Source organism: Solibacillus sp. FSL W7-1324, assembly GCF_038008025.1.
Lineage (GTDB): Bacteria > Bacillota > Bacilli > Bacillales_A > Planococcaceae > Solibacillus.
Genome location: NZ_JBBOYH010000001.1, coordinates 488,493 through 513,487 on the forward strand (window position 1 = coordinate 488,493; position 24,995 = coordinate 513,487).

The following is a 24,995-nucleotide window of genomic DNA, read 5'->3' on the forward strand; positions in this document are numbered from 1 at the left end:
ATTTGATGTATAAATGGGATAAGTTAAAGTTTATTGAACAAAATGGAGTAGTTGCTGTCGTACGAAAAATAGACCCGACTGTAGTAATGGAAGTAACGGAAGCGATTGTTGAAGGTGGTATTAAAGTACTCGAAGTCACAGTTGATAGCGAAGACAGCTTTAATACGATTCGTCGATTAAAGAAAAAATACAATACAAGTATTTTAGTTGGGGCAGGAACGGTATTAGATAAAGAAACCGCTAAGCAAGCCATCGAGGCTAACGCAGACTTTATTTTTTCACCAATTTTGGATATCGATACAATTCATCTAACAAATCGGTATGGAAGAATTTCTATTCCTGGTGTCTATACTCCTACGGAAATTGTTCAAGCATATTCAGCAGGAGCTGATATTTTAAAAGTATTCCCGGCAACTAAGTTGGGGCCTGGCTATTTTAAAGATTTGAGGGGTCCGCTACCACATATTCCCCTTATGCCGACTGGGGGAGTGAGTTTGGAGAATATGACGGAGTTTCTCAACAATGGCGCTGTAGCAGTAGGAATCGGAAGTGCATTATTTGATAAAAATTTAATAGATAATAGGGATTTCGATCAAATTACTGAGATTGCTCGGCAATATGTTGAAAAATTTAATGAGGTGAAAGCATGAAAATCTCTGCTATAGAAACATTTAGGGTCCCGCCAAGATGGTTGTTTTTGAAGGTTAGCACAGACGAAGGAATCATTGGTTGGGGTGAGCCAATTGTTGAAGGAAGAGCAGCTACGGTAGAAGCATGTGTTCAGGAATTACAACCGTACTTAATAGGTAAAAATCCGATGAATATTGAAGATATTTGGAATGAATTATATCGAGGCGGGTTTTATCGAGGCGGTCCTATATTAATGAGTGCAATAGCCGGAATTGATCAGGCATTATGGGATATTAAAGGAAAGTACTATGATGCACCGGTTTATGATTTGCTAGGTGGTACATGCAGAGAGAAGACAAGGGTATACTCATGGATTGGTGGCGACCGTCCAAATGATATTTTAGAACAAGCAAAAAAAGCCCATGATAATGGATTCACGGCGATTAAAATGAATGCAACAGAAGAGCTTCAAATGATTGATTCTTTTTCAAAAGTTGAAAACGTATTGGAGCGAGTAGCAATTATTAGAGAAAACTTAGGTAAGGATTTTGGTATTGGTATAGATTTTCATGGGAGAGTTCATAAACCAATGGCAAAGCTTCTAGCCAAGGAACTGGAACAATATCATCCGATGTTTATTGAAGAGCCGGTATTGCCAGAAAACAATGAGGCGCTTCGGGAAATTGCAAGGCATACTAGCATTCCAATAGCCACTGGCGAAAGAATGTATTCTCGTTGGGATTTTAAAAAATTGTTGGCAGATGGCTATGTTGATATTATTCAGCCCGATTTATCTCATGCAGGCGGTATTACGGAGTGCAAAAAAATTATTTCGATGGCAGAAGCATATGATGTTGCAGTGGCACCTCATTGTCCATTAGGGCCTATTGCTTTAGCTTCTTGTCTGCAAGTAGATGCGACATGTTATAACGTATTTATTCAAGAGCAAAGTTTAGGCATTCATTACAATAAAGGAAATGATATTTTAGATTACTTAGTAGATCCTAGTGTATTTGAGTATAAAGACGGTTTTGTTGAAAACCTTAAAAAACCGGGATTAGGAATAGAGATTAACGAAGGATTTGTACGTGAACAGCAGAAGGTCGGTCACGAATGGAAGAATCCTGTTTGGAGACATGCTGATGGGACTGTTGCCGAATGGTAGGACCGTATGATAAAAGTCAAAATCTGACTCAAAAAAGGGAATTAGCGGAAAAAGCGGTTCAAATGGTAGAAGACAATACAATTATTGGTTTAGGGTCTGGTTCTACAATGCAAATATTTGTAGATTTGATTGCTGAAAGGATAAAACGAGAACAACTTCAGTTACACTTTGTCCCTGCTTCTAAAAGAATTGAAAGTTATGCAATGCATCATAGACTGAATATTTCGAATATAGAGGATACTGCTTTATTAGATATTTCATTTGACGGTGCTGATCGAATTGATGCAAGACATAACCTTATTAAAGGTGGTGGAGGCTCATTATTTAGAGAAAGACAAGTTCTTGAAAAATCACAAAAAAAGGTGATTATTGCTGACGAATCAAAATTTGTTGAAGAATTTGCAAATGAAGTTATTCCAGTAGAAATTGTTCCATATAATTTTAAATGGACAATTGAAAAAATAATTAAACTCGGATTTCATGTAGCGATAAGGAAAATCGGAAATGAATATTTTATTACAGATAATAATAACTACATTGTAGATATAAAAAAAGAAAAACCATTTGATGTGAAAATTACTTACCAAGAACTAAAAATAATCTCAGGAATTGTAGACGTAGGGCTATTTATAGAAAATTCCTTTATAGTGAAAAAATAGTATATTTGTACGAATATTAAAATTATACAGAATATTCTTGATTTTTAAAGAATAGTAATTTAGAATAAAAAATAAGTTTTGAAAGCGTTTTCTAACAATCTCAAAACGTCGTTTCATAATATCAAACAAAGGGGATGTTTGGATGAAAAAGTTACTTTATTTAGGGTTTTTGTTGTTGTTTACATTAGCACTTGCAGCATGTGGGGGAAGTGACGAAGAATCGAATGGAATACCTGTAAATGCAGATTCATCTGTATCGGCAGATAGTGGAGAAAAGAAAAAATTACGTATCAGTTTGGGGTTAAATGATCAGACACCGTTATATAAAAGTTCAGTGAAATTTAAAGAATTAGTTGAAGCAAAAACGGATTCATTAGAAGTTGAAGTATATCACTCAGGTCAGATTGCTGATGACCGCTCAGCAATTGAAATGTTACAGTTTGGAACATTGGAAATTACAATTCCTTCAACTGCACCATTTACATCGTTTGTTCCGGAGTATGGGGTATTCGATTTACCTTTCACTTTAACGGATACAGATATTGTAGATTCAGTATTGCAGGGCCCATTTGGCGATAAACTTGCAGAAAAAGCTTCAAGCCAAGGTGTTTTACAATTAGCTTGGTGGGAAAATGGTTTCCGCCAATTAACAAACAGTAAAAAAGCTGTTAAATCAATTGATGATTTAAAAGGGTTAAAGATCAGAACTATGGAAAATGAAATTCACTTAGGTGCTTGGTCTGCAATGGGTGCCAACCCAACACCAATGGCTTTCACAGAGTTATTTACAGCAATGCAACAAAAAACAGTAGATGGACAAGAGAATCCTTATCCAACAATTTTTCTTGAAAAATATCCGGAAGTACAAAAATATTTAACTGAAACAAACCATATTTATTCTCCATTTATTTTCTTAATCAGTCAAAAAACTTGGGATGGTTTATCAGAAGAGCAACGTGAAATCGTTCAGGCTGCAGCTTTAGAAGCTGGTGAGCATAACCGTGATTTATCTCGTGAAACAGCAGCTTCTGCTTTAGAAGAATTAAAAGGTTTAATGGAATATAACAAAATTGAAGGTGCAGAATTAGAAGCATTTAAAAAATCTGTACAACCAGTTATTGAAAAGTATAAATCAACAATCGGCGAAGATTTTGTTAATGAATATTTAGAAGAAATTGAAAAGGCCCAATAGTATTGATGCGATGAGAAATCAGAAGTAATCCTGATTTCTCATCGCATTCATTGAAAAAAGGGGGGATTAGATGAGTGTAGTGAAATGGCTGGATGAAAACTTTGAAAGAGTGTTGTTGTTAATTTTACTTGGGGTTATGACAGTTGTAATTGTATTACAAGTTTTTATGCGGTATGTGGCCCAAAGTTCACTTACCTGGTCAGAAGAGTTGGCAAGATTTTGTTTCGTTTGGCTGGTGTACATAGGGATCAGTTATGGGGTTAAAAAGGCCAAACATATTCGTGTTGAAGCATTGCTAGTTGTTTTAGGTCGTAAAGGTAAATACTTCATTAATATGGTTGCTCACGTTCTATTTTTAATATTTGCTCTCTATGCAATGTACTATGGTTTTTCAATCTTTGAAATGATTGATACAAGTGGACAAAGTGCTCCATCATTAGGTATCCCAATGTCGATTATGTATCTCGGTATGCCGCTTGGAATGGTTTTAACTTCTATTCGTTTAATTCAACGTATGTATTTTGAAACGAAGATGTTTAAAAACAATGAAGAAATCATAGATGAAGACATGCCTAAACTGTAGGTAGGGGGATTAAAATGGGGATTACAATATTTATATCTTTTGCAATTTTACTGATCTTAACGGTTCCAATTGGAATCTCATTAGGTTTATCTGCAATGATTGCGATTTTAATTGATGGCACAATGCCGATAGAGTTTATTATGAAAGAGCTTACTACTGCTGCAAACTCATTTCCATTGTTAGCAATCCCGTTCTTTATTCTGGCGGGGGAAATTATGGGTAAAGGCGGTATTTCCAAACGACTCATCGCAGTTGCAGAGTCTCTTGTAGGTTCTGTAACAGGCGGGTTAGCACTTACAGCTATCGTAACATGTATGTTCTTCGCCGCAATCTCTGGTTCTGGCCCTGCTACTGTAGCTGCAGTAGGTAGTATTATGATACCGGCGATGGTGAAAAAAGGCTATGATATTAAGTTTTCTACCGCTGTTGTAGCATCAGCCGGTTCTATCGGTGTAATTATTCCTCCTTCGATTCCTATGGTTATGTATGGTGTGTCAGGGAGCGTGTCTATTGGCGATATGTTTATGGCCGGTATTATTCCAGGTATTTTAGTTGGTCTCGGTTTAATGGTTTATGCATACTATTATGCAAAAAAAGCCGGATATAAAGGAAGTACGGAAAAAGCGTCACTTTCAAATATCGGGAAACAAATTTGGAATGCCAAGTGGTCATTATTAATACCATTTATCATCTTAGGTGGAATATACGGTGGTGTGTTTACTCCTACTGAAGCAGCAGCAGTTGCGGTTGCTGTTGGATTTGTAATCGGAGCCTTTGTATATCGTGAACTAAAACTGAAAGACCTTACATCTGTTTTTGTCGATTCTGCACTTATGTCAGCAACGATTTTAATTATTGTTGGAAGTGCAACGGGGTTCGGTAAACTCTTAGCCATGGAACAAATTCCGCTTAAAATTGCAAATGGATTATTGTCACTATCTGATAACAAAATCATTATTATGTTGCTAATCATTGTTTTACTTTTAATTGTAGGATGCTTTATGGATACAATCGCTGCCATCATTATTTTAACACCGATTCTATTACCAATTGCAATTCAAGTTGGTTATGATCCAATTCATTTCGGTATTATTATGATCGTTGCTTTAGCGGTAGGGTTTATTACTCCGCCTGTTGGAGTCAACTTATTTGTTGGTTCAAGTATTTCAGGAGTCAGTCTCGAGGCATTATCAAAGGCGATTATTCCGTTTATTATTGTGATGACAATCATTCTATTAATCATCACGTTTATTCCAGTTCTATCGCTAGTATTCTTATAAAAAACGAGGAGGGGAATTATGGTATTTCCATTAATGCAAAGTAGAGTTAATCCTTATAGTGACCATGTACAAGGGAAGGCTAATGAACCAATTACAGTAGCCGGTTTATTGGACAATTCTAAAAAAATATTGGGGCCGCTCTATGAAGGGGGGACACCTGATTGGACACTCGAAGAAATTATACATCGTCTGGAAAAGGATGCACCGCGAATTGCAATTATTGGAGGGTCTGCTGATCATCCAGCTCATATTATGGATTATTTAACATCCTCTAGAGCAGCAATTCGAATTTGGCAAAATGGAGGAGTTCCATTCTACTTCTCTACACCCGTTATGTGTGATGGAACAGCTCAATCAAACCAAGGGATGAGCTACTCTCTTCAAAGTAGAAATGCCGTTGCACAAATGATTGTCAATCAATTAGAAGCACACAGTTATCATGGTGCTTTTGTTATTCAAGGTTGCGATAAACAGCCATTAGGGGTTGTAAGTGGATTGGCCCATTTGGATGCATTAAGAAAATCCAGAGGAGATGCACCTTTCTTCGCTACATTCGCACCAGCCCATGTATTAGTAGGTGGAACAATTCCAGAGGACGTAGTGTTAAAGCTTAATGAAGTGTATGACAGAGCGGTAGCAAGCGGACATGAAGATATCGGTAATGATTTAAAAGATACTATGAATTATATTTTACAATGTTCATCGAATACTTCATTCCAAGGGGTATTTGAACGGGCAGTTGAAAAAAATGTTATTTCGAAAGATGAGCATAAATATTTGGAAATGCGTTTAGCGGCAGCAACATGCGATAGCCAAGGCGGCGTATGTGCTTTTAACGGAACAGGAAATAGTTCACGTCATTTAGTAGCAGGATTAGGGCTTGTCCATCCAGCAGTCGAATTATTAACAAGTCCGCCAGATCAGCAACAAGTAAATGCGGCAATCGATGCTTTTGAATATATGATTAATAAACCAGAATTTGGCGTTGCTGCGCTAGTTAGTCAGAATATTCGGAATGGTGTACGTATCCATAGTGCATCAGGCGGATCGACGAACTTAATGATGCATATGGTATCGGCAATGGTTTATGCCGGATATGAATTTAGCTTATTTGATATTGAAAGTATATTAAAAGAACAGCCGATTCCGGATTTATTTAACTATTCGTTAACGGAAGGAAGAGATATTTTTGCTTTAGCAATGCAATGCTGTAACGGTGAAAGCAGAGGTATGGAATCATTGTTCCATGAACTATTGACGAATGGTATCGATATGGATGTGGATGCTTTAACAGTAACAGGTACATCTTGGAAATCACGGTTAGTGTATACGGATAATTTACCTGCATCAAATGTTAAGGACAATCCGGTTATTTTAAGTAGCCCAAGAAGAGCATTTAGCGGGGTAGATGTATTACGCGGAAATTTCTTTGAAAGTGCCGTAGTAAAGATTAGCGGGATGCCAACACCTCAATTAGACCAGTTCGATAACAAATTAGCTGCTGTTGTCTACTTTGATAATGAAGATGAGGCAAACGCACAATTGTTGGATTCTACATTAATGGAACGTTATAAAAAAACAAAAGTTTTTGAAGAGCATGTACTAAAAACAATTGTAAAATATAATGCTCCTGAAAGGTTTGCTGAGTTAAACAATTTATCTTACGACGAACTTTTCGATGAAATTGTAAAGTCAAGTATATTAAAAATCGCAGTAATTATTGCAGGGCAAGGACCGGTTGCGTTTGGTATGCCGGAAATGTTTACTCCAATGCAACATATTAATGCAAACCGTACTTTAAAAAGAATTTGCACAATTATTAGTGATGGAAGATATTCGGGTGTAACTTATGGTGCGGCTATTGGACATATGACACCTGAAGCTTTTGAAGGCGGCGGGATTGGATATTTAAAAACGGGTGATATTCTGCATTTAAGATTACGCGAACAGAGAATTGATTTAGTAGGTCATTATGATAATGCTATTTCATATGACGATACTATAAAAGAAAAAACAGATCGAATCCAGTTATTTGATGAGAGAAAACAAAAAATGAAAACGAGACAAAAGCTTGTAGCTGCTGTAAACCGAATGGTGGGACATACGGATGCTTCAAAAGGTGTTGTTCCGATCCAGGTTTATGAAGAGGCAACGAAGAAGTTTCAAAAAGAACATTCATTAAACTAATATTCGATCTCTTAACTAATTAAGAGGTGAATTCAATGACATTAATCCAATCTGTTTCAAGAGCGCTTGAAATTTTAGAGTTATTTGATGAAAATCATCGTTCATTCAGTATTAAAGAAATTAGTACAAAACTTGATTTAAACAAAAGTACTGTACATTCCATTTTAAAAACTCTAAAACATTATGGCTACATCAAGCAGGATGACGATACTGCAGAATACGCATTAGGTTGGAGATTATACGAACGTGGAAATTTGCTGATGAATCAAGTTGAAATCAAACCAATTGCTCATAAATATCTAGTTAAGTTAAACCAATTATTGAATGAAACGGTCCATTTAGTAACACGTGTTGATCGAGAAGCATTATATATTGACAAAATTAATGGAAATAATACATTGGTTATTTATTCTAGAATTGGAAAAAAAGTTCCGCTGCATTGTAGTGCAGTAGGTAAAGTTTTGACAGCATATTTAGAGCAAGATCAATTTGAAAAAATATTTAAGCATTATGAATTTAAACAGTCGACAGCAAATACTATTTTAACGTATGAAGCATTTTTATCGGAAATGGAGATAGTACGTGAGCAGGGCTACGCTGTAGATAACGAGGAAAACGAAGCTGGAATTTATTGTATGGCGATGCCTGTTTACGATTACACTCAAAAAGTAGTAGCAGCAATTAGTGTATCTTCACCTCTTGTTAATTTCACAGAAGAAAAAAAGCAAGAGATTTTAAAGTATTTAAAGCAGTGCACATTAGACTTATCAAGTGAGTTGGGCTATTTAAAATAACATAAATGAGGGATACTTATGAAATTTATTCGGTTTATTTTTGAAAATCAGGTTCAGACAGCGTTAATAAATGAAGAAAACTCAGTTTTTCCTATTGAATTTAAAGACTATGTTGAATTTTATTATTATCTTAAAGAAAATAATTTAACAGCTTCAGATTATATTCAGAAAGAAAATATTCAACCATTAGCAGTTAATGTAGAGGAACTGCAGTATACATTGCCTATCGTTCCTGAAGAAATTTGGGCATCCGGTGTAACATATTTAAAAAGTAAAGAGGCTCGTAATTACGAGGCGACTAAGGCAAATGTTGAAATTCAAGAGACATTCTATGACAAAGTCTATGATGCGGAACGTCCGGAAATCTTCTTTAAATCAACAGCACGACGTATTGCAGGACCTCTCGATGATTTAACGATCCGCAGCGATTCAAATTGGCAGATTCCTGAACCGGAGCTTACATTAATCATTGGTAAAAATGAGGATATTATCGGTTTTACATTAGGGAATGATATGAGCTGCCGTGATATTGAAGGGGAAAATCCTCTTTATTTACCACAAGCGAAAATCTGGAAAAATTCTTGCTCGATCGGACCTGCAATTTTAATGCCAGAAGGTATTGAAAATCCTTATGATATTGATATTACTTGTAAAATTTTAAGAGACAATGTAATCCAATTTGAAGGAACTGCTTATATTAGTCAGTTGAAACGAAAGTTGGATGAACTGGTTCATTACTTAGTATTCGAAAATGACATCGAACCAGGTACAGCCTTGATGACTGGAACATGTATCGTACCGCCGAATGAGTTTACATTACAAAAAGGTGATCGTATCGAAATATCCAGTACAAAAATTGGTGTGTTAGTAAATAGCATTACAGAAAACTAGGAGGGAATATTATGATAACAACAAAAGTGTTTGAGAATTTTATTAACGGAAAATGGCAGGAATCAAAGAGTGGTAAATTTATAGATAGTATTAACCCTGTAAATCGCCAGGTAATGGGAAGTGTACAGGCATCTACTGTTGAAGAAGCTAACGAAGCTTTGGAAGCAGCAAGCAAGGCTGTTAAAGAGTGGAGAAAATTAGGTGATTTCCAGCGTGGACAATTACTGTATAAGGTAGCGTCAATTTTAGAAGAGAATATGGAAGATATCGCTAAGACTCTAACGGATGAGATGGGTAAAACTTATCCGGAAGCTTTAGGAGAAACACAGCGTGGTATTGCCATTTTAAAATACTATGCTGCAGAAGGCGCAAGAAGTAATGGTGAAGTAATTCCAGCTTCCGAAAAAGATGCGTTAATGTTTACTAAACGTACTTCATTGGGTGTAGTCGGGATTATTACACCATGGAATTTCCCGGTTGCGATTCCTATCTGGAAAATTGCTCCTGCATTAATTTACGGGAATACTGTTGTATTTAAACCGGCTTCTGAAGCAGCTGTAACAGCAGCGAAAGTGGCTAAATGTTTTGCTGACGCGGGCTTGCCGGATGGCGTATTTAATTTTGTTACTGGTAGTGGTTCGACAGTAGGAAACGAAATTATCAACAGTAAATTAGTGAATGCGATTACGTTTACGGGTTCTTCGACTACCGGAAAAATGATTGCAGAGGTTGCTGCTAAAAATCAGGTGAAGTACCAACTGGAAATGGGCGGCAAAAACCCTGTTATCGTTTTAGAAGATGCAGACCTTGAAAATGCTGTGCAGGCGGTGTTAAGTGGTGCCTTTAAATCGACAGGTCAAAAATGTACCGCGACAAGTCGAGTAATTGTTCAGTCAGGCATTTATGAGCAATTTAAAAATCGCTTAATCGAAGAAACGGAGAAAATTACGATTGGACCAGGATTGGAATCTTCGACATGGATGGGTCCTTGTGCAAGTGAAAGCCAATATAATACGGTATTAGAATATATTGAAATCGCAAAAAATGAAGGAGCAACACTTATTGCAGGCGGAAATCCAGTGCAGTCAGGTGAACTTCAGGGGTATTTTGTGGAGCCGACTATTTTTGACGGTGTTACAACAAATATGCGTATTGCCCAAGAAGAAGTGTTTGGTCCTGTTATTGCATTAATTAAAGCAGATACAACGGAAGAGGCTATTGAAATGGCTAATGATGTTGAGTTTGGGTTAAGTGCTTCGATCTTTACAACAAACATCGGCAATGCTTTAGCATTTATTGATGATATGGACGCCGGTTTAATTAGAGTGAATGCTGAAAGTGCCGGGGTAGAGTACCAAGCTCCATTTGGAGGAATGAAAAACTCTAGTTCAGGTAGTCGTGAACAAGGACAAGCAGCCAAGGAGTTTTATACAGTATCTAAAACAGTCTATATTAAAGCAAAGTAGGGGGGGATAAATCATGAAGGGAATTATTTCGCCAGTTGTTACATTATTAGATGAAAACGGAAATATTGATATAGAAAAAAACATGGATATGCTTGATAAAATAATAGATGGCGGTGTGCATGGCATCGTCTTGTTGGGTAGTTCAGGTGAGTTCCCTCACTTTACTTTAAATGAGAAAAAAAGATTTTTAAGTGAGGTTATTCCTTATTTAAATAATCGGGTTCCGGTACTTGTCGGAACAGGAGGGACTGTATTAGAAGAAACAGTTGAATTATCCAATTTTGTAAAGCAATTAGGTGGAGATGGTGTACTTGTTGTACAGCCTTATTATTGGACGATGAGTGAAGAACAAATCTATACCTATTATGCCGAATTAGCAAACCGTGTAACAATCGATATCTACTTATATAATATTCCCCAATTAACAGGGCAGGAAATTCCGGTTGATGTCATTAGCAAACTTGCTAGTGAGTTCCCTCATATTAAAGGGATCAAAGAAACTGTAGGGAGTATTGGTAGAATACGAAATGTAATCAATACTGTGAAATCAGTAAAGCCGGATTTTCATGTATATAGTGCATTTGATGAGCATTTATTAGACGCTCAGATTTTAGGAGCATCAGGGAGTATTAATGGTACATCCGTATTTCTTCCTGAACTATCTGTAAGTCTGTATAACGCCATTCAAACAAATGATTTTAAAACGATTAAGGAATTACATCGACAAATTAGCGATTTAATGGATTTTTACTCTTGGCACCCATCTTTTTATATCTCGATGAAGGAAGCTGTTTATGCAAGATGGTATCCAGATGAACGTGTGAATTTCAAAACGCCGTTTGTTAATAATGAACAGGATTTGAGAAGTTTAGCTGAAACAATGATAACTAAAAGCTTAGTTTTAGGAGGAACGAAATGAATCAGTCCATTGAATTTCTAGAAAAGTTAGGTTACCCTGCACGGGATTACCAAGAGTTACCCACTTCATTGAAGCGTTTCCCTGATGGGGCACAATATCGTATCGAGCTGCCGAGTGTTGAAGGCCCTGTAGCATTGAAGGAAACATTAAACGCAATTGATGAATATGGTTTAACAATTCACCGGATTTCACAAGGTAGTGGAATTATGCTTCAGACTGATGAGGAAATTGAAGAAATGTGCCAATTAACTTCAGAGCGTGGTATAGAATTAAGCCTATTTGTCGGTCCAAGAGGTACATGGGATATTAGTGCAGGTCCTCTAACAGCTGCTGGTAAATCGCAAGCGTTACGTCATGAGGGTGCAGATCAATTAGTATATGCAATGGAAGATTTAAAACGTGGTGCGGATTTAGGGTTACGAGGAGCACTCGTAGCCGATGAAGGACTTCTTTATATGAGCAAGAAGATGAAAGAGGAAGGATTGCTGCCTGAAGATTTTGTTATTAAAGTTTCAGTTCAAATGGGTGCGTGTAATCCTGTTTCGGTGAAAATTATGGAGGATTTAGGTGCAGATACTTACAATGTTCCTTCTTCTTTAACATTAGCAAAGCTTGCTGCAATTCGTCAGGCAATTGATATTCCGATTGATATCTATATAGAAGTACCGGATAATTTTGGCGGCTTTTTAAGATATTACGAAATTCCGGAAATTATTCGAGTGCTTTCCCCGGTATACATTAAGTTTGGGCTACGTAATCATCCTGATGTCTATCCGTCAGGAAAACAATGGGAAGCAACAAACCTGTCACTGGCTCGTGAACGTGTTCGCCGTGCAGCTATTGGAATGGATATGATCAAACGTTACTGTCCGGAAGCAAAGATGTCTGAGCTGGGAGCAGAAGGCCTTGGCATTGCATCTGTGCGAAAGGAGCCGAAACATGTTTAAAGTCGTGTTAACAGATTACGAATTTGATACTTTGGAGTATGAAGAGCGTGTCTTTGCCGAAAGTGGTTTAGAAATTTCATTTATAAAAGCACAATGTCGGACAGAGGATGAAGTAATTGAAGCTGCAAAAGATGCGGATGCTATCATTAATCAGTATGCACCACTATCAGAACGTGTATTAAGGTCTCTAACAAAATGCAAAGTAATTTCCCGCTATGGGGTAGGTGTCGATACAATCGATCTTGCCGTAGCAAAAGAGTTAGGGATTAAAGTATGCAATGTTCCCGATTATGGAATTGAAGAAGTTTCTAACCATACGTTAGCCCTTCTTATGGCTTGGTCACGTAAAATTGTAGAACTCAATAATGCGGTGAAAAATGGCATATGGGATTTCAGTATCGGTAAACCGATTTACCGTTTTGAAAATAGAGTTTTTGCAATATTCGGATTCGGACGCATTCCGAGAAGAGTAATTGAAAAGGTACAGCCATTAGGTTTTACATTAGTAGGCTATGATCCTTTCGTATCAGAAGAAGTAATGGCCAGCTACGGTGTGAGGAAAGTGGAATTGAAAGAGGCTTTAAAAATTGGAGATATTCTTTCGTTCCACGTCCCTTTAGTAGAAGAGACGAGACACCTGATCAATAAAGAAACAATAAAGTCATTGAAGGATGGCGTCTTCATTATTAACACCGCTCGCGGTCCGATTATTGAAACAGCAGCATTAATCGAAGGCTTAAAAACTAAAAAAATTGCCGGTGCAGCATTAGATGTGGTTGAACATGAGCCTATTCCGGCTAATCATGAATTACTAACATTTAATAATGTTTATATCACACCACATAGTGCGTTTTATTCTGTTGAAGCAATCGAAGAATTAAGAACGAAGACAACCAAAAATGTGGTCGATGTACTAGCAGGGCAAAAACCAGTGTATGTAGTTGTTTAATGTAAGGAGACTGCGTGGTCGTATCGGCTATGCAGTCTCTTTTTTATACCCGAACTGTGTAAATGGGAGGTTTATATGAAAATATCGGTTGATGATTATAAAAAATTTGTAACGAATAAATTGCTGGAACATGATGTGACAGAGGAGCATGCCGGTATTGTAACAGAAATTTTGTTATATGCAGATAGCAGAGGCATTCCTTCACACGGGGTTTTAAGACTTCCTCATTATATTGAGCGATTAAAACATCAAAGCATAAAAAGTAATCCGTCCCTTCAGTATAACAGAATAAATGATGTCATCACTCAATTAAACGGTGATGATGGACTTGGTCATATCGTGGCGAAATACGCAATGGATGAGGCGATTTCAATTGCCCATAAAAAAGGGATTGGGGTCGTAAGTGTCCACAAGACATCTCATTCAGGTGCGGTTGGCTATTACGCGAAAATGGCAGCTGAAAAGAATATGATTGGGTTAATTTTTACGCAAGCGGATGCTTTAGTAGCCCCATATGGCGGAAAAGAAGCCTATTTGGGAGCGAATCCGATTGCTTTTGGTTCTCCAACCGGCAAAGACTTTCCTATGGTGCTGGATATTTCAACGAGCAAGGTTTCATTCGGCAAGGTCATGATCGAAAAAGAAAAGGGAAATAAGATTCCGAAAGATTGGGGATTAAATGACCAAGGTGTTGCGACGGATAACCCATCGGACGTGGTGGCACTGCAACCGATGGGGGGAGCAAAGGGGTACGGATTGGCCATTTTAGTGGATATTCTTTCCGGTGTGTTAGCTGGTACAAACACAGGACGGGATATCGAACCGATGTATAAAGATTTAACAAAACCGAGAAATTTGGGGCAGTTTTTTTTAGTGATTAATCCAAGTTTTTTCGGCACTTCTGAAAGTTTTATAAACAGCATGGCATCGATGGTGTCTTCTCTACAGGGCTGCGCTCCACAGGAAGGATTTGATAAAGTGTCCATTCCGGGAGAACGAGCAAATTTAAAAGAGAAAGATGTTCTGGAAAATGGAATTGAAATTACTGATGAACAATATGAGTTTTTAATTTCGTAAAATACAGGAGGAAGATATATGCAGTTATTTAATTTAAGTGGGAAAAAGGCACTTGTAACAGGCGGGAATCGTGGAATCGGAAAAGCGATTTCGATCGGCCTGGCTCAGGCAGGAGCAGAAGTAGTTATTGTTTCGCGTTCTTCCGCGAAAGATGTAATCGAAGAAATTAAACAAAGTGGTGGCCAGGCGCACCATTATCCTTGTGATTTAAAGTCAAGAGCAAGTCGAGAAGAAATGATTCAAAAAGTTCTTGATGAAATAGGGACCATTAATATTTTAGTAAACAACGCGGGTATTCAACAACGTTATCCATCGGAGGATTTCCCGCTGGAGGCATGGGACGAAGTAGTAGAAGTGAATATGACGGCGGCATTCCATTTATGTAAGCTATTTGGAAAAAGGATGCTTGAGGAGGGGTATGGAAAGATCGTGAATTTAGCTTCGGTCATTTCCTATCAAGGCGGCATTTATATTCCGGCATATGCAGCAAGTAAAGCGGGTGTAATGAATTTTACAAAAACCCTTTCAAATGAATGGGCCAGTAGAGGAATTACTGTAAATTGTGTAGCGCCTGGTTATATTGCAACTGATATGAATGAGGCACTTATCGCCGATGAAACTCGAAATAAACAAATATTGGATCGTTTACCGGCAAAACGATGGGGAAATCCTGCTGATTTGGTTGGTGCCATCGTATTTCTTTCATCACCAGCATCAGATTATGTGAATGGTATTACCATTCCTGTAGATGGAGGTTGGCTAGGTAGGTAATTTATTAAAAAACAGAGTTTGGTATGGTAAACCGGCGCTATAAGCTGGTAAAGGTATATTTTAAAAAGGCGCGGACTTTTTCCAAGTGCCTCTATTTAATGCTTAATGGAGCACTTTAAAATAAGAGTCACGCGCCTTCAATTTTAAAAGAGAGACATATTCCCAGTTTTATTTCACAACCGTCTGCGCAAACAGACCAAGTTTCGCAACACGGTGTATTGCTTCGCGCAAGCGTTCTTCATCGACGAGCAGCCCGACACGAATATAGCCTTCGCCGTATTCACCAAACCCATTGCCGGCTGCAACGGCAATATCCGCTCTTTCCAGTAAAAAGTCCGCGAACAGTTCACTCGTATATGGTGCAGGTACAGGAAGCCATGCAAAGAATGAACCTTTTGGGGCGGTCACTTCCCAGCCGATTTTATGAGCTTCTTCAACGAGCACATTGCGGCGGCGCTCATATAATGCACGCAATTCCTCAACACAAGATTGTTCTTCATTCAGTGCTACTGCTGCAGCATGCTGAATCGCCGGGAACTGGCTGCAAAACAGATGGTCCTGAATAATATTGATCGCTTCAATCATTTTTGCGTTACCGACAGCAAAGCCGATGCGCCAGCCTGCCATATTGTAAGATTTGGACAATGTATAAAGCTCAATACCGACTTCTTTTGCACCGGGTGCCTGCAGGAAGCTTGGCGGGCGTTCTCCATCAAAGCCGAGTGCCCCGTAAGCGAAGTCATGGGCAACCGCAATGTTATTTTCTTTAGCGAACTGTACGGTCTGTTCAAAAAATTCGGGCGTTGCGACACCGCCAGTCGGGTTGTTCGGATAGTTTAAATACATCATTTTTGCCCGGTTTTTAATTTCTGCGGACAATGCCTCATAATCCGGCAAAAAGTAATTTTCCTCTTGAAGCGGCATCTTATCAAACTTCACATCTGCAAGTGCGACACCGGATAAGTAATCCGGATAACCAGGATCTGGGAGGAGCATATAATCACCCGGATTCAGGAGACCAAGCGGAAGTTCGACTAAACCGATTTTCGTTCCGCCAAGGATGGCCACTTCTGTAGCGGGATCAATGTCAACATCATATTCACGTTTATAAAAGTCTGCAGCTGCCTGCTTGAGTTCTGCAATACCACGGAATGGAGAATATTTGTGCGTTTGCGGATTGTTTGCCGCATTTTGCAGTGCTTCCACAATATGTGCCGGTGTTGGCTGATCGGGATTCCCTTGACCTAAATTAATCACATCGCGCCCTTGGGCTAGCGCTTCATTTACTTTGTTTACAAGTGCTGCGAAAAACTGTTGCGGTAACTGCTGCAGCTTTTTCGAGAATTCAATCATTCTTTATCACCTCTGAAAAATAGTAAGGTTAATGTTAGTCTAAAACTTCACTTAAGTAAAGTGAAGATTTTGACAACTTATAATGAGATGTTACAATGAGTACGAATATGCGAAAATAGATTCGCACGGAATATTTAAGGCGGTGGCAGTTATGAAAATTGGTTGTATTCAATTGAATGTTGGTTTTGGCAAGGTTGATGAAAACTATGAAAGCGCGGAGAAGTTTATTCGCGAAGCAGTAGCAGGCGGCGCGGAAATCGTTGTATTACCGGAAATGTGGAATACAGGCTATGCGCTTGAAAAACTGGAAGAGCTGGCGGACGAAAATGGGGAACGTACGAAAGCATTTTTAAGCAGTCTTTCAAAAGAATTGGCGGTACATATTGTAGGTGGATCGGTATCGGTGAAGCGTGATGATAAGTTTTACAATACGATGTACACGTACAGTCGTGACGGGGAGTTAGTTGGCGAGTACAGTAAAGTGCATTTATTCCGCTTAATGAATGAGCATTTGTATTTGGAATCCGGCAGTGACATGAACCGTTTCGCATTAGGCGAACTTGAAGCAGGCGGAGCGATTTGCTATGATATTCGCTTCCCGGAATGGCTGCGTTCCCATGCGTTGGATGGCGCTAAGGTACTGTTCGTACCTGCACAATGGCCAACACCACGTATTGACCACTGGAAAATATTACTGCAGGCGCGAGCAATTGAAAACCAGTGCTTCGTCGTTGCGGTAAATCGTATTGCCCGTAAAGTGGAAAATTTCAATGGTCAGTCAATGATTATCGGGCCATGGGGTGAAGTGCTTTGGACAGGCGCAGAAGATGAGGAGCTGGCGATTATTGACGTTGATTTTTCAACAGTTGATGAAGTGCGCGGCCGCATCCCTGTATATGAAGATCGCCGTCCGGGTCTCTATGAAAAAGTAATAAAAGAATAAATTTTAAAGCGTACTGGATGAATGCCGGTGCGCTTTTTTTGCATTTAGCAGCAAATTAACTCACTGATACATAAAAAAATCTCTCCAGAACCAAAACAACCACTACTTTCCACTTGCCATCTCACACGTCTCATTTTAATATAAGAACAAATGTTCGATATAAGGAGATGAGCTTTATGTATGAAAATGCGCCGGAACGTTCGATTATTTGTATTGATATGCGCAGTTTTTATGCAAGCTGTATTGCGTCGGTTGAAAATTTAAATGTAATGGAAGTCCCGATTGCGATTGTCGGAAATTTTCAGCAAAAGGGAAGTGTTGTACTTGCAGCATCCCCTCCGATGAAAAAGCGCTTTAATATTCGCACAGGTTCGCGATTGCACGAAATCCCGCCACATCCGGATATTCGTCTTTTTGAGCCGCGGATGTCATTATTTATACGCATATCAATGGAAATTACACGTCTGTTCAACGAATTCGTTCCAAAAGAGGCCATTCATGTATATAGCGTCGACGAAAGTTTTATCGATTTAACCGGAACCGAAAAATTATGGGGACCGCCTGAAGAAACGGCAAAATACATTCAGCAGCTCGTTTACAACCAATTTGAGATTCCATGTGCAGTCGGTTTCGGCCCAAATATGCTGATGGCAAAATTGGCGCTCGACATCGAAGCAAAAAAGACGGGATTTGCAAAATGGACATATAATGATGTACCGGAAAAACTGTGGCCGATTATGCCGCTATCCACGATGTGGGGAATCGGCAGCCGTACGGAAAGAACGCTGAACCATATGGGCATTTACTCGGTCTACGATTTGGCGCATGCCGATTTAGCGTTACTGGAAAAGCGCTTCGGCGTTCTCGGCAATCAGCTGTATTACCATGCGTGGGGAATTGATCACTCAACAGTCGGTGCACCGATTATGCAAGGACAAATCAGTTTCGGTAAGGGGCAAATGCTGATGCGCGATTATCGCAGTCGAAAGGAAATTTTAGTCGTATTGCTGGAAATGTGCGAAGACGTGGCAAGGCGGGCGCGGGAAGCAAAAAAAATCGGCCGGACGATTTCATTAGGGCTTAGCTACAGTAAAGATGCTTTCGGGGGCGGTTTTCATCGTTCACGCACAATCGATGAGCCGACAAACGATACATTGAAAATTTTCGAAGTGTGCAAGCAGCTGCTTGACGAATTTTATGCAGAGCGACCGGCACGCAAAATTACGATTACATTAAGCAATATTGAAAGCGAATATTCGATGCAGCTCAGCCTGTTCGATGAAATGCGTTGGCGCAACCGCAAGCTCGGAGAAACGATGGACCGTTTACGTACAAAATACGGCACAACAGCGATATTGCGTGCGGTTTCCTATACGGAAGCAGGTACTGCACTGACACGGGCAAAATTAGTAGGCGGGCATAAACAATAAGGAGTGAAGGCGATGAACAGAGATAGAGGAACCATTAAATGGAGCGCAATGATGCTGCCGGAGCATGTAAAATTATTGCGTGAATGGCAAGAAGAGGACAAAATTATTACCCAACCCCAACTTGACGAAGCCCAGTTAGAACAAATTAACATCAATCTACAGCGAGCCTACACAGAACATTGCGCGATCCAACTAAAAGTATGGGAGCAAACAGGCCTCTATACAGTTTCCGGGGCCATCCAAAAAATCAGCATCCACGAACAATACGTCAAACTGACAAACAGCGAAAAAATTCATTTCCACCATATTTATGAAGCACTCTTAGATGAGTAGATTTTCCAATTGACCAATAAAAAGTAGACGATAAATGGGGGAGGCAACTTCAGCGGAATGGTCCGACCTGGAATGAAAAGCAACCCCATGTTAGAAAAAGAAATTAAATTTCTCTCAATCTTATAACGAGAAACACCCGTATAGAAGCAATTTCACTATTCGAATATTTCACACGTACAAATGTATTGCTCAAAAAGAATATTTTTAACATATTGTTTTTTACAAAAGAACATCCTATAATGAATTTCATGAAAATGTTTGAGCATCAAGTGTTATGGATGGTTCTATGTATTTTCCACAAGGACATTTGTTTTAATAGATGAGAAATAATGGACGGTATATTCAGCGGTAACAGGCAGAATATATGTCTTTTAAAGGATAGGGAGGCTTCAGATTGAAGAAAATTATGGTGACCGGTGCTTTAGGTCAAATTGGTTCGGAATTAGTAGAGAAATTACGCCATACGTATGGCACAGATAATGTATTGGCAACAGATATTCGAAAAATTGATCAGCATGAAGGTCCATTTGAAGTATTGGATGTAACAGATGGGAAACGCATGCACACACTTGCCCATGATTTTGGTGCAGACACGATGATACACATGGCTGCATTACTCTCGGCAACAGCAGAAAAAAATCCGGTATTTGCCTGGAATTTAAATATGGGCGGTTTAATGAATGCACTTGAAGTGGCACGTGAACTGGATATGCAGTTTTTCACGCCAAGTTCAATCGGCGCATTCGGTCCTTCTACGCCAAAGGACAACACACCACAAGACACATTGCAACGCCCAACAACGATGTACGGTGTCAATAAAGTAGCCGGCGAATTATTATGCGACTACTATTACACACGCTTTGGACTGGATACACGCGGTGTCCGTTTCCCGGGGCTGATTTCTTATGTGACGCCACCTGGTGGAGGAACGACGGACTATGCGGTAGATATTTATTATAAAGCGATTGCGGAAGGACGCTACACATCTTATATTGCAGAAGGTACGTATATGGATATGATGTATATGCCGGATGCACTGCAGGCGATTGTGGATCTAATGGAAGCAGATCCGGCAAAGCTTGTGCACCGCAATGCATTTAATATTTCGGCGATGAGCTTTGAGCCGTCTCAAATCGCAGCAGAAATTAAAAAACATATTCCAAGCTTCACAATGGATTATGAGGTGGACCCGATCCGTCAGGCAATTGCCGACAGCTGGCCAAATGCAATCGACTCATCCGCAGCGATTGAGGAATGGGGCTTTAAAGCAAGCTACGATCTGGAAAAAATGACGGTCGATATGCTGGAAAAACTAAAAGTACGATTAGCGCAAAACGCGATATAACCAATAGAAGCGAGTGAAACTGTTGAAAAACAGTTCACTCGTTTTTTTTGTATAGTTACTCGGGGGAAACGTTCTGAATTATTGAGCGTTTCTTTTTTACTAGAATAAAAAGAAAAGGTGTGTAAAAATAATGGCAAGTTGATTTCAATTAAAGAAGGTGCGATTATTGCGGATTTTAGTAGCGGACGATGATCATACATTGTGTGAAAACATCGCGAAAATATTGAAGCTCGATTTTTATGCGGTTGATTCCGTATTTGATGGAGCGGAAGCGAAGGATTTAATCGAATATTATCAATACGATCTGCTTGTGCTCGACTGGATGATGCCGGAAGCTATAGGAATTGAGGTGTGCCGGTATGCACGGAGCAAAGGGTTCGAAGGCGGAATATTGATGCTGACGGCAAAAGATGCAACGGAAAATATTATCGAAGGATTGGATAATGGCGCGGATGACTATATGGTAAAGCCATTTAAAATGGAGGAGCTTCGCGCAAGAGTAAGGGCACTGTTGCGTCGGAAAAACAAAATGATGGAAGAGGAAATTAGCATAGGGACACTGAAGCTTAATAAAAACAAGCGGACCGTTTTTATTGAGAATTTCGAAGTAAGCCTGACGAAAAATGAATTTCTGCTGCTCGAATACTTAATCGAAAACAGGGGACAAGTACTGACACATGAACAGATGATCGACTATATTTGGGATATTGATGATAATGCCAATACGAATACGCTGGCTGCGCTCATTCGCCTAGTACGCAAGAAAATCGATATGGAAGATGAGCCGTCCTATATACAAAGCATTCGCGGACTTGGCTACAAATTGAGGGACAGTGATGTTTAGAAAAATAAAAATGCGCCTCACATGGATGAATGCCATCAGCTACTTTGTCTTTCTTGTGTTGTTTTTAACTGTTTTCTATATATCCTTTGCGCAAATTTTAAACAAAGTACAGGAAAATATGGTCGAAAGCTATGCGGCCAACAATATCGATAAGTTTTTCAATATATATAACGGACCGCCAAAGCCTCCTCAGCGTTTTGAACTTGAAGTCGATAAAGTGAGCTTCTTTTATGTCGTTAACCGTGATCTGGACATTTTGTACGGCGAAGAGCTGCATGCAGGATTCAATGAAGTATTGCAGGAAAATTTAACGCCGGTAGAAACGAAACAATTTAAACGATATGACTACGAAGGTGAAACATTGCTCGTCATGACACAGGCTGTGCGCATGAAGGGGGGGACATTAGGTTATATCGCAGTTGGCCAGGATGTCACGACATACGAAGAACTCTTACAAAATGTACTCATTTTACTGATCATGCTGCTGACTGTTTCAAGTATCGGCATCGCGATATTAAGTTATTTCCTAGTGAAAAAATCGATGGCACCTATTCAGACGTCTTATGAGCAACAGCGTCAATTCGTGGCAAATGCTTCCCATGAGCTCCGGACACCGCTTGCCGTACTGTACAGCTCGCTGGAATTATTCGAAGCGCAGCTGAAGCAAAAGGAAACCGATTACCCGACTGATACGATGGATGATATGAAAAATGAAGCGAATTATATGAATGATATGCTTTCAAGTTTGCTTACGTTAACACGATCGGATCAAAATCAAATTCAGCTGAAAATCAGTGAAGTGGATTTATCGAATGTACTCATTCAACGAACACGTCGCTTTGCCAAAACAGTGCAGCACCTATCCTTTCAGCTCAATATTGAGGACGATTTGACGATTGAAGCCGATAAAATATTGGTAGAAGAACTGCTTTATATTTTACTGAAAAATGCAGTGACCTATACAACGGAAGGTACGGTTCATGTTCGCGCATATAAGGAAACAAGCTTCGTGAATATCGAAGTGGCGGATACCGGGACCGGCATTGCAGCAGAAGATTTGCCCCACATTTTCGAACGCTTTTACCGGGCAGATAAAATACGTAATAAATCTGGAACGGGGCTTGGACTTGCCATCGCAAAAGTCATTACCGATCTGCATGGCGGGCAAATTACAGTAAAAAGCGAGCTAGGCGAAGGGGCAGTATTTACTGTTGAATTGCCGATTGTTCAAAAGTAGGCGGGGAATTCTAAATAACATCCGCAACAAAATACATGAATTATAGACTCAATTTTTTCCTTAGGAGAGAAATTGAGTTTTTTTATTTATCCGAACGGTTTTTTCATTTTCATTTCATTTTTCCTCTGTATTGTATCGTTTGTAAGGAGGAATGACTTTGAAAGTGCGTACAAGATGGCTAGTTGTACCAATTATTTTAACGGTTGCCGTCGTAATAGCAGCAGTTTACGGGCTGAAGTATTTTAACATAGAAAAATCAACAGCAGGCTATGACTATAAAGAACAATTATTTAACGAAGATGAACTTGGAGTCGTAGAAATAACGGTGAGTGACAGCAACTGGAATAAAATTTTGAACAATCCGACTGCCGAGGAATATGTGGAAGCAACAGTAATGATTAACGGTGAAGCATATGACAATGTAGGTGTTCGTGCAAAAGGAAACTCCTCGTTATCAAGTGTGGCGAACAGCGATTCAGAGCGCTACAGCCTAAAGGTGGATTTTGCCCAATATGATACGAACCAGACGTTTTACGGTTTGGAGAAAATCAATTTAAACAATAACTTTTCAGATACAACACAAATGAAGGAATTTGTTTCATACGAACTGATGGAACAGCTGGGGATCGCGACACCAGCACACTCTTATGTGAAGGTGCTTGTGAATGGTGAATATTACGGACTGATGCTTGCCGTTGAAGAAATTGGGGAAGCATTTGCGAAAACAAATTTCGAATCGACAGAAGGGTTCATTTTTAAACCGGAAGGCGATGGCAGTGATTTAGCCTATAAATCGGATGATACAGATGATTACGCCGGAATTTTTGATGAAGTAAAAATGAACAAAAAAACAGCTGAAAAGACTTCGAATATTATCAATATGATGAAAGAAATTAGCGAGGGTGACACTTCTTCGGTTGATATTGACCAGATAGCCCGTTATTTCGCATTAAATACGGCGCTTGTCAGCATGGACAGTTATCAAGGCTCATTCAAGCATAACTATTATTTATATGAAGATGGAAATGGCCAATTCTCGGTTATTCCATGGGATTATAACATGGCATTCGGCGGATTTGGCGGTGGGGGCGGTCGTCCGGACGGGCAAGCCAATGCCGATGCCGGGCAAAATAGTGAAGCACAAACAGAAGAACCTGCAAACAATCCGCCGCAGATGAACGGTGGAATGGGTGGCGGCGGTATGATGCTTAACGAAACGATCATAACCGACTCCAATATTAATTTCAGTATTACGGAGCCTGTATCCGGAACAACTGTTGATGCACGACCATTATTGAAAATTATTATAGAGAACGAAGAGGCGCGGGCGTTATATGACGGTTATTTAGAAAAAATCGCAACTGAAATTTTAACAGAACAAAATATACTTGCGATTACAACGAAATTGCAAGATTTGCTGCAAGAAGCAGTAGATGAAGATCCGTCCAAATTTGCAACGACAGCGCAATTCCTGGCAGGAGTGAGCGGTGAACAAAGCTTGCCGGAATTTGCAAAACAGCGCAGCGAATCGATCTTAAAGCAGCTTGCTGGTGAAATTGAAGGTGTATCAGGGGCAGGATCAGGATTTGGCGGAGGTCCGGATGGTGAAATGAACGGCGAAATGCCTGAAATGAACGGGCAAGCCCCACCGGAGTTCGGAGACAACGGGCAAGGGAATGCCAACCAAGAGCGCGGTAATCGCCCACAAAGAAATGGACAGCTACCCGCGAACGGAGAAAATGGAGCACAAGGCGGACCACCGGAAATGAACGGAGAGATGCCGGACTTCGAGAACATGCCGGAAATGAACGGCGAAATGCCGAACTTTGAAAACATGCCCCAAATGAACGGCATGCCAGGACAGCAATATACAAAAGACGCGGCAACAGGCAATTCAAAACAGACAATCATCATATTGGCAGCTTCCTTTGCAGCAGTCATTATCGCAATCAGTACTGTTGTAATCCTAAGCAGAAGAAAATATAAAAAGGGGTGAGGAC

At 39.5% G+C, this 24,995-nt stretch carries 23 protein-coding genes; 22 read left to right on the top strand and 1 reads right to left on the bottom strand.

Features of this window, described 5'->3' with window-relative positions:
- The first annotated feature begins 5 nt into the window (after positions 1-5).
- The 15 genes from MKY71_RS02415 (at position 6) to MKY71_RS02485 (ending at position 15,510) form a co-directional block, all read left to right on the top strand.
- Complete coding sequence (locus MKY71_RS02415; protein WP_340731472.1) at positions 6-650, top strand: bifunctional 4-hydroxy-2-oxoglutarate aldolase/2-dehydro-3-deoxy-phosphogluconate aldolase; 645 nt, start codon at positions 6-8, stop codon at positions 648-650.
- Complete coding sequence (dgoD, locus tag MKY71_RS02420) at positions 647-1,795, top strand: galactonate dehydratase (protein ID WP_340731473.1); 1,149 nt, start codon at positions 647-649, stop codon at positions 1,793-1,795. Before MKY71_RS02415 ends, dgoD begins: the two co-directional genes overlap by 4 nt.
- Positions 1,789-2,454: a ribose 5-phosphate isomerase A gene (gene rpiA, locus MKY71_RS02425; RefSeq protein ID WP_340731474.1), complete on the top strand. Its 666-nt coding sequence runs from the start codon at positions 1,789-1,791 to the stop codon at positions 2,452-2,454. Before dgoD ends, rpiA begins: the two co-directional genes overlap by 7 nt.
- A 142-nt stretch (positions 2,455-2,596) precedes the next feature.
- Positions 2,597-3,646 carry a TRAP transporter substrate-binding protein gene (locus MKY71_RS02430; RefSeq protein ID WP_340731475.1) on the top strand — a complete coding sequence of 350 codons (1,050 nt, stop codon included), beginning with the start codon at positions 2,597-2,599 and terminating at the stop codon, positions 3,644-3,646.
- 70 nt (positions 3,647-3,716) lie between these two features.
- Entirely contained in the window at positions 3,717-4,229 is a 513-nt protein-coding gene (locus MKY71_RS02435) for a TRAP transporter small permease (RefSeq protein ID WP_340731476.1), read from the top strand.
- A gap of 14 nt (positions 4,230-4,243) precedes the next feature.
- A complete protein-coding gene (locus MKY71_RS02440; RefSeq protein WP_340731477.1) occupies positions 4,244-5,509 on the top strand; it encodes a TRAP transporter large permease in 1,266 nt (421 codons plus the stop codon).
- A gap of 18 nt (positions 5,510-5,527) precedes the next feature.
- The gene (locus MKY71_RS02445; RefSeq protein ID WP_340731478.1) at positions 5,528-7,696 is read left to right on the top strand and encodes a dihydroxy-acid dehydratase domain-containing protein; all 2,169 of its coding nucleotides are present in this window, start codon (positions 5,528-5,530) and stop codon (positions 7,694-7,696) included.
- Positions 7,697-7,731: 35 nt separating this feature from the next.
- On the top strand, positions 7,732-8,490 hold the full coding sequence (locus MKY71_RS02450) for an IclR family transcriptional regulator (protein WP_340731479.1): 759 nt from the start codon (positions 7,732-7,734) through the stop codon (positions 8,488-8,490).
- An 18-nt stretch (positions 8,491-8,508) separates the two neighbouring features.
- Entirely contained in the window at positions 8,509-9,381 is an 873-nt protein-coding gene (locus tag MKY71_RS02455) for a fumarylacetoacetate hydrolase family protein (protein ID WP_340731480.1), read from the top strand.
- 11 nt (positions 9,382-9,392) lie between these two features.
- On the top strand, positions 9,393-10,847 hold the full coding sequence (gucD, locus tag MKY71_RS02460) for an alpha-ketoglutaric semialdehyde dehydrogenase GucD (protein ID WP_340731481.1): 1,455 nt from the start codon (positions 9,393-9,395) through the stop codon (positions 10,845-10,847).
- A 13-nt stretch (positions 10,848-10,860) separates the two neighbouring features.
- Positions 10,861-11,766, top strand: a complete 906-nt coding sequence (locus MKY71_RS02465; RefSeq protein ID WP_340731482.1) for a dihydrodipicolinate synthase family protein — start codon at positions 10,861-10,863, stop codon at positions 11,764-11,766.
- Complete coding sequence (locus MKY71_RS02470) at positions 11,763-12,713, top strand: U32 family peptidase (RefSeq protein WP_340731483.1); 951 nt, start codon at positions 11,763-11,765, stop codon at positions 12,711-12,713. The genes MKY71_RS02465 and MKY71_RS02470 overlap by 4 nt, the downstream gene beginning before the upstream one ends.
- On the top strand, positions 12,706-13,662 hold the full coding sequence (locus tag MKY71_RS02475; RefSeq protein WP_340731484.1) for a C-terminal binding protein: 957 nt from the start codon (positions 12,706-12,708) through the stop codon (positions 13,660-13,662). The genes MKY71_RS02470 and MKY71_RS02475 overlap by 8 nt, the downstream gene beginning before the upstream one ends.
- Before the next feature lie 75 nt (positions 13,663-13,737).
- Positions 13,738-14,739 (top strand): Ldh family oxidoreductase, encoded by a 1,002-nt coding sequence (locus MKY71_RS02480; protein WP_340731485.1) that lies wholly within the window; start codon positions 13,738-13,740, stop codon positions 14,737-14,739.
- 18 nt (positions 14,740-14,757) lie between these two features.
- Positions 14,758-15,510, top strand: a complete 753-nt coding sequence (locus MKY71_RS02485) for an SDR family NAD(P)-dependent oxidoreductase (protein ID WP_340731486.1) — start codon at positions 14,758-14,760, stop codon at positions 15,508-15,510.
- A 168-nt stretch (positions 15,511-15,678) separates the two neighbouring features.
- Here MKY71_RS02485 and MKY71_RS02490 read toward each other — a convergent pair whose 3' ends face one another.
- Positions 15,679-16,863 carry a pyridoxal phosphate-dependent aminotransferase gene (locus tag MKY71_RS02490; RefSeq protein ID WP_445683730.1) on the bottom strand — a complete coding sequence of 395 codons (1,185 nt, stop codon included), beginning with the start codon at positions 16,861-16,863 and terminating at the stop codon, positions 15,679-15,681.
- Between the two features lie 151 nt (positions 16,864-17,014).
- On the opposite strand from MKY71_RS02490, the gene MKY71_RS02495 reads away from it, so the two are divergent.
- The 7 genes from MKY71_RS02495 (at position 17,015) to MKY71_RS02525 (ending at position 24,991) form a co-directional block, all read left to right on the top strand.
- Positions 17,015-17,806, top strand: a complete 792-nt coding sequence (locus MKY71_RS02495) for a carbon-nitrogen family hydrolase (protein ID WP_340731487.1) — start codon at positions 17,015-17,017, stop codon at positions 17,804-17,806.
- Between the two features lie 176 nt (positions 17,807-17,982).
- On the top strand, positions 17,983-19,236 hold the full coding sequence (locus MKY71_RS02500; protein ID WP_340731488.1) for a Y-family DNA polymerase: 1,254 nt from the start codon (positions 17,983-17,985) through the stop codon (positions 19,234-19,236).
- A 12-nt stretch (positions 19,237-19,248) separates the two neighbouring features.
- The gene (locus MKY71_RS02505; protein WP_340731489.1) at positions 19,249-19,569 is read left to right on the top strand and encodes a YolD-like family protein; all 321 of its coding nucleotides are present in this window, start codon (positions 19,249-19,251) and stop codon (positions 19,567-19,569) included.
- Between the two features lie 394 nt (positions 19,570-19,963).
- Entirely contained in the window at positions 19,964-20,914 is a 951-nt protein-coding gene (locus MKY71_RS02510; protein WP_339175055.1) for an L-threonine 3-dehydrogenase, read from the top strand.
- A gap of 157 nt (positions 20,915-21,071) precedes the next feature.
- Positions 21,072-21,758, top strand: a complete 687-nt coding sequence (locus MKY71_RS02515; protein ID WP_340731490.1) for a response regulator transcription factor — start codon at positions 21,072-21,074, stop codon at positions 21,756-21,758.
- The gene (locus MKY71_RS02520; RefSeq protein WP_340731491.1) at positions 21,751-22,995 is read left to right on the top strand and encodes a sensor histidine kinase; all 1,245 of its coding nucleotides are present in this window, start codon (positions 21,751-21,753) and stop codon (positions 22,993-22,995) included. The genes MKY71_RS02515 and MKY71_RS02520 overlap by 8 nt, the downstream gene beginning before the upstream one ends.
- Before the next feature lie 151 nt (positions 22,996-23,146).
- On the top strand, positions 23,147-24,991 hold the full coding sequence (locus tag MKY71_RS02525; protein ID WP_340731492.1) for a CotH kinase family protein: 1,845 nt from the start codon (positions 23,147-23,149) through the stop codon (positions 24,989-24,991).
- Positions 24,992-24,995: the final 4 nt, after the last annotated feature.

Excerpts from the sequence above, each read along its gene's own strand:
- MKY71_RS02525 (WP_340731492.1), top strand. The coding sequence starts at position 23,147 with ATGACTTTGAAAGTGCGTACAAGATGGCTAGTTGTACCAATTATTTTA.
- MKY71_RS02450 (WP_340731479.1), top strand. The coding sequence starts at position 7,732 with ATGACATTAATCCAATCTGTTTCAAGAGCGCTTGAAATTTTAGAGTTA.
- MKY71_RS02455 (WP_340731480.1), top strand. The coding sequence starts at position 8,509 with ATGAAATTTATTCGGTTTATTTTTGAAAATCAGGTTCAGACAGCGTTA.
- MKY71_RS02520 (WP_340731491.1), top strand. The coding sequence starts at position 21,751 with ATGTTTAGAAAAATAAAAATGCGCCTCACATGGATGAATGCCATCAGC.
- MKY71_RS02495 (WP_340731487.1), top strand. The coding sequence starts at position 17,015 with ATGAAAATTGGTTGTATTCAATTGAATGTTGGTTTTGGCAAGGTTGAT.
- MKY71_RS02465 (WP_340731482.1), top strand. The coding sequence starts at position 10,861 with ATGAAGGGAATTATTTCGCCAGTTGTTACATTATTAGATGAAAACGGA.
- MKY71_RS02445 (WP_340731478.1), top strand. The coding sequence starts at position 5,528 with ATGGTATTTCCATTAATGCAAAGTAGAGTTAATCCTTATAGTGACCAT.
- MKY71_RS02475 (WP_340731484.1), top strand. The coding sequence starts at position 12,706 with ATGTTTAAAGTCGTGTTAACAGATTACGAATTTGATACTTTGGAGTAT.
- MKY71_RS02470 (WP_340731483.1), top strand. The coding sequence starts at position 11,763 with ATGAATCAGTCCATTGAATTTCTAGAAAAGTTAGGTTACCCTGCACGG.
- MKY71_RS02430 (WP_340731475.1), top strand. The coding sequence starts at position 2,597 with ATGAAAAAGTTACTTTATTTAGGGTTTTTGTTGTTGTTTACATTAGCA.
- gucD (WP_340731481.1), top strand. The coding sequence starts at position 9,393 with ATGATAACAACAAAAGTGTTTGAGAATTTTATTAACGGAAAATGGCAG.
- rpiA (WP_340731474.1), top strand. The coding sequence starts at position 1,789 with ATGGTAGGACCGTATGATAAAAGTCAAAATCTGACTCAAAAAAGGGAA.
- MKY71_RS02500 (WP_340731488.1), top strand. The coding sequence starts at position 17,983 with ATGTATGAAAATGCGCCGGAACGTTCGATTATTTGTATTGATATGCGC.
- MKY71_RS02440 (WP_340731477.1), top strand. The coding sequence starts at position 4,244 with ATGGGGATTACAATATTTATATCTTTTGCAATTTTACTGATCTTAACG.
- dgoD (WP_340731473.1), top strand. The coding sequence starts at position 647 with ATGAAAATCTCTGCTATAGAAACATTTAGGGTCCCGCCAAGATGGTTG.
- MKY71_RS02505 (WP_340731489.1), top strand. The coding sequence starts at position 19,249 with ATGAACAGAGATAGAGGAACCATTAAATGGAGCGCAATGATGCTGCCG.
- MKY71_RS02435 (WP_340731476.1), top strand. The coding sequence starts at position 3,717 with ATGAGTGTAGTGAAATGGCTGGATGAAAACTTTGAAAGAGTGTTGTTG.
- MKY71_RS02415 (WP_340731472.1), top strand. The coding sequence starts at position 6 with ATGTATAAATGGGATAAGTTAAAGTTTATTGAACAAAATGGAGTAGTT.
- MKY71_RS02480 (WP_340731485.1), top strand. The coding sequence starts at position 13,738 with ATGAAAATATCGGTTGATGATTATAAAAAATTTGTAACGAATAAATTG.
- MKY71_RS02490 (WP_445683730.1), bottom strand. The coding sequence starts at position 16,863 with ATGATTGAATTCTCGAAAAAGCTGCAGCAGTTACCGCAACAGTTTTTC.
- MKY71_RS02485 (WP_340731486.1), top strand. The coding sequence starts at position 14,758 with ATGCAGTTATTTAATTTAAGTGGGAAAAAGGCACTTGTAACAGGCGGG.